An 11,569-nucleotide genomic window follows, 5' to 3' on the forward strand; every position below is an offset into this window, starting at 1 on the left:
AGGCTATGTTGGATACACGATGACTTTAGCACAAAAAATGACATTATGCAACTGCTGCCACCGCACAGGGCCAAAGTTTGACAGTTTTATAAATAATATGATATATTTAATTGGCCGTGTCTTTGGAAATAGGATCTTCTTTGCCTATAGAGCAAGTCAAGAGGTGCTATCATGACCATTTCATATATACCTGTGCTCGGAATACAGCTGACTCGTCCGAGTGACAGACGCCGGTCCTTTGCGCGGATCAGCGAGGTCCTACCTATACCAAACCTCATCCGTGTCCAAACCGACTCATACAACTGGTTTATACAAGAAGGTCTTAAGGAACTATTTGCCGCCATTTCTCCCATTGAGGATTTCACCCGTAAGAGCTTGATACTTGAGTTTAGAGATTATACTTTGGGGATACCAAAGTACACAGAGAGAGAGTGCCGAGAACGAGGTATCACTTATGCCGCCCCACTTCGCGTTAAGGCCGTCCTAACCTTGAAGGAAACTGGGGAAATAAAAGAGCAGGAAATCTTTATGGGCGATTTCCCGTTGATGACTCAAAATGGCACTTTTATTATTAATGGTGCCGAGCGTGTTGTCGTTAGTCAGCTAGTCCGTTCTCCAGGCGTCTATTTCACTCTCGAGGAGGACCCCACCACCGGACGCTCCCTCTGTTATGCCAAGCTCATCCCAAACCGAGGGGCATGGCTAGAATTTGAAACAAGCAATAAGGATGTTCTCTCAGTTAAGGTAGATCGCAAGCGCAAGATCCCGGTGACCACCATACTGCGCGCCATCGGCTATGGAACGGACGAACAGCTAATTGAGTTGTTCAAAGATGTCGATACCAGTGGGCATCGCTACATCCAAGAGACTATTGCCAGAGATACCACCAAAAGTACCAACGAGGCATTACTCGAATTCTATCGCCGTTTGCGCCCTGGTGATCCCCCAAACATAGAGAACGCTAAGAACCTCATCGATGCCTTATTCTTTAACTTTCGGCGATATGATCTTGGAAAGGTAGGACGATATAAGATAAACAAACGATTAGGGTTAGCTGTACCCTTGACTACACGTATCCTGACAAAAGAGGATTTCATCAAAATCATTGAGATGATAATCCGCCTCAATAACGGCGAGGGGCAACCAGATGACATTGACCACCTTGGAAACCGGAGGGTACGATCGGTAGGCGAGCTAATCCAAAACCAGTTCCGGATTGGACTCCTTCGTATGGAGCGGGTCGTAAGGGAACGCATGAGCATCCAGGATCCGGAAGCCGCTACACCGGCGTCCCTTATCAACACTCGGCCCATTGTCGCCGCTATGAGGGAGTTTTTCGGTGGTAGTCAACTGTCGCAATTTATGGATCAAACAAACCCGTTGGCTGAGCTCACCCATAAGCGCCGCCTGAGCGCCTTAGGACCTGGTGGCTTGCACCGGAAACGAGCCGGCATGGAAGTCCGAGATGTCCATCACAGCCATTATGGCCGTATCTGCCCAATTGAGACCCCTGAGGGACCGAATATTGGCCTCATAGGCTCCCTGGGAACCTACGCTTTAATCAATGAGTATGGGTTCATCGAGACACCGTACCGTAGGGTCTATAACACGGTGGATAACCAGCCCGAACAGACGATAGGGCGTATATTACGAGAGAAAGTAACCGATCCCAACAATGGCGAGGTTGTCGCCAACGCAGGAGAGCAGATAACGCCAGATCTCGCCCGTCGATTAGCCACCCTACCTTTCAAACAAATAAAAGCTAAACCCTTCGTTTCTAAAGAAATAGTCTACCTATCGGCTGACGAGGAGGACCAATATTATATAGCTCAAGCCAATAGCCGTTTAGATAAAGATGACCATTTCATCGATTCGCTCGTTGAGGTGCGCCACACACAACAGTTCTATATCGAGCCACCAGAACGAGTCCAATTTATGGACGTTTCTCCCAAGCAAATCGTCAGCGTGGCCACCGCGCTCATCCCCTTCCTAGAACACGATGACGCTAACCGCGCCCTGATGGGTTCGAATATGCAACGCCAAGCCGTGCCCCTGATTAAACCGGAAGCTCCCTATGTGGGAACCGGCATGGAATGGCGAGCAGCTTACGATAGCGGGCAAGTGATAATCTCCAAGACCGATGGGGAAGTGGGCAAGGTGACGGCCGAGGAGATAGTGGTTATCGATGATCAAGAACAACCTCACACCTATCAGCTTCAAAAGTTCATTCGCTCTAACCAGGGCACATGCATCAATCAACGACCGATTGTTGAACTCGGTCAGCGCGTAAGGAAGGGCCAACCCCTAGCCGATAGCTCGTCCACAGATCAGGGTGAGCTTGCCCTCGGACAAAACGTCCTCGTGGCCTTCATGTCTTGGGAGGGGAGTAATTTCGAAGATGCAATTATCATTAGTGAACGGATTGTTCGTGAGGATAAGTTCACCTCTATCCATATGGAGAAGTATGAGGTTGAGGCACGAGACACTAAGCTAGGACCAGAAGAGATCACTCGCGATATCCCTAACGTGGGAGAGGACACCCTGCGTGATCTGGATGAGCAGGGTATTATCCGGATCGGGGCCGAGGTCGGCCCAGGCGACATCCTAGTGGGCAAGATTACACCGAAAGGCGAGACAGAGCTGACAGCCGAGGAGCGTCTGTTACGAGCCATCTTTGGTGAAAAAGCACGTGAGGTCAAGGATACTAGCCTCCGCGTCCCCCACGGTGAACGGGGTAAGGTCGTAGATGTAAAGAAGTTCTCTCGAGAGAATCACAATGAATTACCAGCGGGGGTCAACCAGTTAGTCCAAGTTAGCATTGCCCAGAAACGCAAAATTGCCGAGGGCGATAAGATGGCCGGGCGACACGGAAATAAGGGCGTTATTGCCAGGATCTTGCCCATCGAGGACATGCCCATTCTCCCAGATGGTACCCCTGTCGATATCATCCTTAACCCTATCGGTGTGCCCTCCCGAATGAACGTCGGGCAAGTCCTGGAAACACACCTTGGCTGGGCCGCCGATATGCTGGGCTTAAGGATCGCCTCACCAGTGTTCGATGGAGCACGAGAAGAGGATATCAAGCGCCTGCTAACGGAGGCCTGGCTGCACCGTCTGGGAGCCCAAGAGATCCCCTCGTCAAACGATGAGGCGGAAAGACTTGTGGCCAAACTATGGCTAAGTCAATCCTGTAATTTCACCGAGATAACCGAAACAGACATAGAGGAGGCAATCCGCCAGAATGTCTTGCCCAATAGCGGTAAGATCATCCTTTATGATGGGCGTACAGGGGAACCTTTCGATCAACCAGTTACAGTGGGTAATATTTATATGATGAAACTGGTACACCTTGTCGAAGACAAGATTCATGCCCGCTCTACCGGACCTTATAGCCTTATTACTCAGCAGCCTCTCGGTGGGAAGGCACAATTCGGGGGGCAGCGATTCGGCGAGATGGAGGTTTGGGCCCTGGAGGCATATGGCGCTGCCCACACTCTTCAGGAGATGCTCACCGTTAAGTCTGATGATGTCATCGGGCGAGTTAAGACCTACGAGGCCATAATCAAAGGAGAAAATATTTTGGAACCTGGTGTCCCAGAATCATTCAAGGTGCTTGTAAAGGAGTTGCAAAGCCTTGGCTTGGCCGTTGAGGTTCTTAACGAAGAAGAGGAAAGCGTTCAGCTGGCTGAAGACATGCCCATCGGCGATGAATCTTTATTGGAGTTTGGTATAACTTAGGGAAATCTGGCAACCAAGAGCGTTAGGAGGAAAGATGCTCGAAGTCAATGACTTTAACGCTGTCCGCATCAGTTTGGCTTCGCCTGAGCAAATAAAATCCTGGTCTTACGGTGAAGTAACTAAACCGGAGACGATAAACTATCGCACCCTCAAGCCCGAGAAGGATGGGCTGTTTTGTGAAAGGATCTTCGGACCTACCAAAGACTGGGAATGTTACTGTGGCAAGTATAAACGGGTACGATATAAGGGTATTATTTGTGATAAATGTGGCGTAGAGGTAGCAAGGGCCAAAGTGCGACGTGAAAGGATGGGGCACATCGATCTAGCCGCCCCGGTCAGCCACATTTGGTTCGTCAAGGGTACGCCAAGTCGCGTTGGACTTCTCCTTGATCTATCCCCACGCAGCCTGGAGCGCGTACTCTACTTCGCCCAATACATCATCACCAGCGTGGATGAGCAGGCCAAACAAGAAGCGCTTTCTCAAGTAATGTACGATCTGTCAAACCAGCAAAATCGTATTGAAAAAAATACCCAAGAGCAAATCGACCGTCTCAACCAAGAACTGGTCGAGAGAATAGCTGAGCTAGAACATCGCCGAGCTAGCATACGTCAAGAGCTGCAGGATAAGTTAGTTGCTAGCACTGAAACAATGATGAATGAGGCAACCGCTGTCCAAAGCAAGATGCAGGAATTCCTGGGCCAAAGCACCAGCGAAGAGCTCCGTTTTGGCGATGCCATCTTGGCCGAGCAGGGCAGCCTTATCACCAAAGACCACCTGCAGCGGTTGAAAGAGACCATCCGCGAACGGATCGAGCAGATTGAGCGTCAGATACAGGATGAACTGGAGAATAATGTCGCCCTAATAGACGCCGAAATAGACCAGTTGCGCTACGCGACCAGCCAGGAAATCGACGCTCTCAACTCAAAGATGCAGGAGGATCTGACTTCGCTACAGGAAACGGCCGAAGATCAAAAGCGGGAGATCACCTCTCTGATCAAACTGCAGTTGCTCAGCGAAAATCAGTATCATGAACTCAGCGAAAGATGCAGCCACATCTTCAAGGCCGGTATGGGGGCGGAGGCTATCCATGATATACTCTGCTCCCTAGATCTGAACGCCATGGCCGAAGAAGCCCGCAAGGAGATCCGATTCTCTTCTGGATCCGGTCAACGGCGTAAAAAGGCCATTAAGCGCTTGCGCGTAATCGAGGCTTTTCGCAAGAGCGGTAACCGCCCAGAATGGATGGTCCTCACTGTACTGCCCGTTCTACCACCGGACCTCCGCCCTATGGTACAGCTAGACGGTGGGCGCTTCGCTACTTCTGACCTTAATGACCTTTATCGTCGTGTTATCAACCGTAATAACCGTCTCAAGCGGTTACTGGAATTAGGTGCGCCAGAAATCATCATCCGCAACGAGAAGCGCATGCTTCAAGAAGCAGTCGATTCCCTCATTGATAATGGACGTCGTGGTCGGGCCGTGTCTGGCGCCAGTAATCACAAATTGAAGTCATTGAGTGACATGCTTTCAGGCAAGCAAGGGCGCTTCCGCCAGAACTTGCTGGGTAAGCGCGTTGATTACTCAGCGCGCTCTGTTATTGTCGTTGGTCCAGAGTTGAAGCTCCATCAATGCGGGTTGCCTAAACGAATGGCCTTGGAACTCTTTAAACCGTTCGTTATGCGCCGCCTGGTTGAGAATGGATTTGCCCATAATATTAAGAGTGCAAAACGCATCGTTGAGCGCGTTCGACCTGAGGTTTGGGATATACTAGAAGAGGCGATCAAGGATCATCCTGTCCTGCTAAACCGCGCTCCAACTCTGCATCGCCTGGGCATTCAGGCCTTTGAACCTATCCTCGTGGAAGGCAGTGCTGTACGCATCCATCCCCTCGTTTGCGCCGCTTTTGGCGCTGATTTCGATGGGGATCAGATGGCTGTTCACGTGCCGCTCTCCACAGCAGCGAAACGAGAAGCCTATGAACTTATGTTATCTAGACAAAACCTGCTCTCCCCATCGAGTGGGGAACCAATTATGGCCCCCACGCTCGACATGGTGCTTGGTTGCTATTACATGACCATAATTAAAGCAGGGGCAAAGGGCGAAGGAAAGTTCTTCTCCAGCCCAGAGGAAGCCCGCTTGGCTTACGATTTGGGCATCATTGATCTACAGGCCGCGATTAAAGTGCGTATGCCCTCAGCGGAGACGGACAAGACAGAGATTATCACAACCAGCATCGGAAGGATAATCTTCAACGAGATCCTACCCCCGCGTCTTCGCTTCAAGAACGAGACCATGGATCGCAAAACCTTACGGGCCACCATCGCCGAATGCTATCGTATCTACGGTACGGAGAGAACAGCCGAGCTGCTGGATGATATTAAGCAGATGGGATTCCAGTTTGCTACCAAATCTGGAATCACCATAGCTATCAGCGATATCAAGATTCCAGAGAAAAGAGCCGAACTCCTGAAGCAGGCTGATGCTAGGATCGCCGAGATAGAAAAGCAGTACAGACGTGGTTTAATCACGGATGATGAGCGTTACAATCAGGCCGTAGAGGTCTGGACTCGAACGATGGAACAAATGACTGAAGCAGTTGCTGAGAGCCTGGATCGCTTCGGGTCAATCTATATGATGACCAGCTCCGGGGCAAAGGGCAATGTGCAGCAGCTGCGCCAGATGGCCGCTTTCCGCGGACTAATGTCAGCCCCCTCGGGAAAGATCATCGAGCTGCCTGTTCGCTCCAGCTTCCGAGAGGGACTCAGTGTATTGGAATATTTTATCTCCACACACGGTGCCCGCAAGGGATTGGCAGACACGGCCATCAGGACAGCCGATTCTGGTTATCTCACTAGACGCCTCATAGACGTCGCTCAAGACGTCGTTATCTGGGAGGAGGACTGCGGTACCACATCTGGCGTCTGGATCGAGGAACGGCCAGGGCAAGGGATCATTGAACCTTTTACAGACCGCATCCTTGGGCGCCTGGCAGCAAGTCGGATCATCCATCCCACAACGGGTAAGGTAATCATAGAGCAAAACGAAGAGATAGACGAAGATAAAGTGGCAGAGATAGCCAAAGCCAACATCAAGCGTGTCCTCGTTCGTTCTCCACTTAGCTGCGGGGCGAAACATGGCATCTGCCGGAAGTGCTATGGCCGTAGCCCAGCCACTGGCAGGTTAGTGGATCCCGGTCAAGCTGTCGGGATTATCGCTGCCCAGAGCATTGGTGAACCCGGTACTCAGCTAACGATGAGAACCTTCCATACAGGTGGTGTTGCTGGTGTAGATATCACCAGCGGACTTCCCAGAGTGGAAGAGCTGTTCGAGGCCCGCGTGCCAAAGGGCCAATCCATCATTAGTGAAATAGATGGCATCGTTGAGATCCAACGGTCCGAAGATACCCGTAAGATCCGGATCGTATCCAGCCAGGTGTACACTGATGAGCTCCCCCTACCAACCGGATGCGAACTTTTAGCCAATGCTGACGACTGGGTGGAAATTGGCGCCGTACTAGCCCGTACAGAGAGCGAGGAGATCTGCGCCACATTAAGCGGAAATGTCCTGATCGAAGATAACAAGATTATTATTCGCTACGAGGATAGAGAAGAACGGGAGTATGTCGTTCCCCCTACGGCTCGGCTTAAAGTCGAGCCCGGCCAATACGTTGCCGCCGGTGACACTCTGACTGAGGGAATCGCTAATCCGCAAGATATCTTGCGCATCCTCGGCCGCGAGGCCGTGGAGATGTACCTCGTGGAAGAGGTACAGAAGGTATACCGCTCGCAGGGTGTGACTATTCATGATAAGCACATCGAGATCATCGTTAGACAGATGCTACGCAAAGTGAGGATAGATACACCAGGGGATACAGAACTTTTGCCTGGCGAGCTGGTCGACCGCTTCACATACGAGGACATCAACGCAAAAGTTTTGGCCGAAGGTGGTGAGCCGGCCACAGCTCAAACGGTATTGCTTGGAGTGACAAAGGCCTCTCTGAATACCAGCAGTTTTCTGGCCGCGGCCTCCTTCCAAGAGACCACACGTGTCCTGACCGAGGCAGCGATCCAAGGAAATATCGATCACTTGCGGGGACTCAAGGAGAACGTCATCATTGGCAAATTGATCCCGGCCGGTACGGGGTACAAGAAAACTGAAGCCCTAGACAGCGAAAAGGCCATAAAGGCCCTGTGGGGTACGCCCCAAATTGAGGGAGATCACGAACCCGAAAGACCCGCAGATTAAGGGTGCTTTACTCTTAATTTCTGGAGTTTTGTCCCAACTCTAGGGTAGGCAAAACTTGACAGGCTAAACATTAGGTTGCTATAATAAGTATTTGGTGTGCGTTGAAAGTCGAAGAGTGAGCCGCTCAAGTAGGTGCAGTGGTTCTTGCCTACGTGAAGGGACTCAAGACCTGCACCAGGCCAGCGGGCATCCTTCGACTTTGCGCTGTCCAGAGGCATTTAATATTCTAATAGGGGAAATGTAAGAAATTTTGGGAGGAGTGTTCTAGTTGCCAACTATTAATCAGCTGATTAGAAAAGGTCGCCAGAAGCTGCAAAAAAAGACGCCGGCGCCTGCCTTGCGCTTTTCCTATAACGCTTTGCGGAATAAGACGACGAAGGGAAAAGGCTCGCCTCAGAAGCGCGGGGTTTGTACACAGGTGAAGACGACCACGCCCAAGAAGCCTAATTCTGCCTTACGCAAGATCGCCAGAGTTCGGTTGACAAATGGCATGGAGGTAACGGCCTATATTCCTGGAGAGGGTCATAATCTCCAGGAACACTCGGTAGTACTAATTCGGGGCGGACGCGTTAAGGACCTGCCTGGAGTACGCTACCATATTGTTAGGGGCACCATGGACGCTAGTGGGGTATCCAATCGGCGCAAGGGGCGTTCCAAATACGGGGCTAAAGCTCCCAAGGCTAGTGATCTGAGCAGGAAGAAGGTCGCTACATCATAGTCGAACTGGAGTTAAATAAGGGGGAACGATCTAACCGTTACCCCAGGCTTATTGTGCGGAGGAACACCAATGCCAAGACGAGCTCGCGTAATAAGAAGACTGATTGAGCCAGATCCAAAATACCAAAATAGAATGTTGGCTAAGTTTATCAATAAAGTGATGATGTGTGGAAAAAAGAGCCGTGCTGAGTCTATCGTTTACGATGCCCTAGATCTTATCGCCAACCAACAGAAGAGAAACCCGATTGAGGTTTTTGAGCAGGCGCTTAAGAATGCGACACCATTGCTGGAGGTCAAACCACGCCGCGTGGGAGGTGCTACTTATCAGGTACCTGTGGAGATAAAAGGCGATCGCCGTCTGGCTCTGGCCATGCGCTGGCTCATCCAATCAACTCGTGCCCGCGCCGGGAAAACAATGGCCGAAAAGCTCGCTGTCGAGCTTACCGATGCTGCCCACGGCGTTGGGGCCACGGTCAAAAAACGTGAGGATACACATAAGATGGCTGAAGCCAATAAGGCTTTTTCTCACTATCGCTGGTAATGTATGGCCGTCATCCCGATGGAAATTGTCGAACTGGGATTAGCTGTGTAATTTATGTTAAGGCCTTCTAAGGTGCTTCTAGGGTGCACAGTAACTGGAGAGCGAAATGCCAAGAACCTTCCCTCTGGAGAGGATACGAAACATTGGAATTATCGCCCATATTGATGCGGGCAAGACAACAACAACTGAAAGAATCCTGTACTATACAGGTAAGACATATAAGATGGGTGAGGTCCATGACGGCACTACCGTTATGGACTGGATGGAGCAAGAACGCGAGCGCGGCATCACTATTACTGCTGCGGCCACAACCTCCTTCTGGAAAAACCATTGTATTAACATCATTGACACACCAGGTCACGTTGACTTTACAGTAGAGGTAGAACGAAGTCTACGCGTTCTCGATGGTGGAGTTGTCGTCTTTGATGCCGTGGCCGGCGTTCAGCCTCAATCAGAAACGGTATGGCGCCAAGCGAGCAAGTATAGCGTCCCACGCATCTGTTTCATAAATAAGATGGACCGCATAGGGGCTAACTTCTGGCGCACTGTTGAGATGATAGCGGATCGACTAAAGGCACAGCCGGTACCCATTCAGCTTCCACTAGGATCCGAGGCTTCTTTCCAAGGGGTTATCGACTTAATCAAGAATAAGGCTGTACTTTACGCTGATGACCTTGGGGTAAAGGTATTCGAACAAGAGATACCAGAGCAGTATAAAGAAATGGTGACACAGGAACGAGAAAAACTGATCGAGTGGATCGCAGAGACCGATGAGCGCCTCACAGCGAAATACTTGGAAGGCGAGCCTATAAGCGAGGCTGAAATTAAGTCAGCTTTGCGAAAGGCAACTCTACAGTCAAAAGCCTTTCCTGTTCTGTGCGGCAGCGCTTTGCGCAACAAGGGTATTCAACCGATGTTGGATGCCATCGTCGATTATTTGCCCTCACCGTCAGACATCCCACCGGTTAAGGGAGTAAATTCATTGACCGGCAAGGAAGAGATGCGAAGAGCAGATGACGATGAGCCACTCGCTGCTCTCGCATTCAAAATCGTCTCTGACCCCTTTGTGGGCAGGCTTGCCTACCTACGCGTATATTCAGGATGGTTAAAGACAGGATCGTACGTCTTGAACCCAACAAGAGGGCATAAGGAACGCATCGGCCGTCTCCTACGCATGCACGCCAACCACCGCGAGGATGTGAACGAGGTTTACGCCGGTGATATCGTTGCCGCCGTTGGACTGAAGAATACTTTCACGGGAGACACGCTCTGTCCACCTCAACGGCCAATACTCTTGGAGACGATCCGATTCCCAGAGCCAGTCATCTCTGTAGCCATCGAGCCAAAGACAAAGGCTGATCAAGACAAGATGGCTACCGCCCTGGCCCGCCTGGCTGAAGAGGATCCAACCTTTCGGACACGTACCGATCCTGAGACAGCTCAAATGATCATCTCTGGGATGGGAGAGTTGCACTTGGAGGTGATCGTAGATCGGATGCAACGCGAATTTCGGGTGGAAGCCAACATCGGCCGGCCACAGGTGGCTTACAAGGAGACGATCACCCTTCCCGTCCGGTCTGAGGGGCGCTTCATCAGACAAACTGGTGGCCGTGGGCAATACGGACACGTTTGGTTAGAACTTGAACCATTAGAACGGGGTAAGGGATTCGAGTTCGTTGATAGAATCGTGGGAGGCACCATACCAAAGCAATTCATTCCAGCCGTCGAAGCCGGAATCAGAGAATCTTCGGAGACAGGAGCCGTCGCGGGCTACCCAGTGGTTGATCTACGCGCTATCTTGATCGATGGATCTTACCACGAAGTAGATTCATCAGAATTAGCTTTTAAGATAGCCGCGTCAATGGCCCTAAGAAGTGGGCTTGAAAGAGCAAGGCCCGTTCTCCTTGAGCCAGTCATGAGAATTGAGGTGGTAACACCGGAGGAATTCCTTGGTGAAGTGATCAGCAATCTAGTTTCACGACGAGGCCATATTGAGGGGATGGAGGCTCAAGGCGAGAATCAAGTGGTGCGATGTCTCGCTCCATTGGCCGAGATGTTCGGCTATGCAACAGACTTACGCTCCATTACTCAAGGCCGAGCCAGTTATTCAATGGAGTTCTCTCATTACGAGCCCTTGCCTCAACAAATCAGCGAGGAGATCACAGCCAAGGTACGAGGCTAAAAGATAGGACATTCAGATCAGGCTAAGTGAAGTTTAAGGAGGAAGAGGGATAAATGGCCAAGAAGAGATTTGAGCGAACCAAGCCCCACCTGAATGTGGGCACCATCGGACACGTGGACCACGGCAAGACCACCCTCACCTCAGC

6 protein-coding genes are annotated in these 11,569 nt (G+C 50.9%); all 6 read left to right on the forward strand.

Translation table 11 applies throughout. From position 1 onward, the window contains the following. Positions 1–171: 171 nt before the first annotated feature. Positions 172–3,738, forward strand: coding sequence for a DNA-directed RNA polymerase subunit beta (locus M1136_01215; GenBank protein MCL5074259.1), 3,567 nt, complete (start codon positions 172–174; stop codon positions 3,736–3,738). A gap of 34 nt (positions 3,739–3,772) precedes the next feature. Then, on the forward strand, positions 3,773–7,984 hold the full coding sequence (gene rpoC / locus M1136_01220) for a DNA-directed RNA polymerase subunit beta' (GenBank protein MCL5074260.1): 4,212 nt from the start codon (positions 3,773–3,775) through the stop codon (positions 7,982–7,984). 268 nt (positions 7,985–8,252) lie between these two features. Further along, positions 8,253–8,702 carry a 30S ribosomal protein S12 gene (gene rpsL, locus M1136_01225; protein MCL5074261.1) on the forward strand — a complete coding sequence of 150 codons (450 nt, stop codon included), beginning with the start codon at positions 8,253–8,255 and terminating at the stop codon, positions 8,700–8,702. Between the two features lie 69 nt (positions 8,703–8,771). Next, the gene (gene rpsG / locus M1136_01230) at positions 8,772–9,242 is read left to right on the forward strand and encodes a 30S ribosomal protein S7 (protein MCL5074262.1); all 471 of its coding nucleotides are present in this window, start codon (positions 8,772–8,774) and stop codon (positions 9,240–9,242) included. 106 nt (positions 9,243–9,348) lie between these two features. Beyond that, the gene (gene fusA / locus M1136_01235; protein ID MCL5074263.1) at positions 9,349–11,424 is read left to right on the forward strand and encodes an elongation factor G; all 2,076 of its coding nucleotides are present in this window, start codon (positions 9,349–9,351) and stop codon (positions 11,422–11,424) included. 53 nt (positions 11,425–11,477) lie between these two features. Next, a partial coding sequence (locus M1136_01240; GenBank protein ID MCL5074264.1) for a GTP-binding protein occupies positions 11,478–11,569 on the forward strand: 92 nt, incomplete at its 3' end.

The sequence above is a fragment of the Chloroflexota bacterium genome (genome assembly GCA_023475225.1).
In the GTDB taxonomy this organism is placed as follows: domain Bacteria; phylum Chloroflexota; class UBA6077; order FW602-bin22; family JAMCVK01; genus JAMCVK01.

What these genes read in the sequence shown, in the direction of transcription:
- M1136_01215 (MCL5074259.1), top strand. Translation starts at nt 172, where the DNA reads ATGACCATTTCATATATACCTGTGCTCGGAATACAGCTGACTCGTCCG.
- rpsG (MCL5074262.1), top strand. Translation starts at nt 8,772, where the DNA reads ATGCCAAGACGAGCTCGCGTAATAAGAAGACTGATTGAGCCAGATCCA.
- fusA (MCL5074263.1), top strand. Translation starts at nt 9,349, where the DNA reads ATGCCAAGAACCTTCCCTCTGGAGAGGATACGAAACATTGGAATTATC.
- rpoC (MCL5074260.1), top strand. Translation starts at nt 3,773, where the DNA reads ATGCTCGAAGTCAATGACTTTAACGCTGTCCGCATCAGTTTGGCTTCG.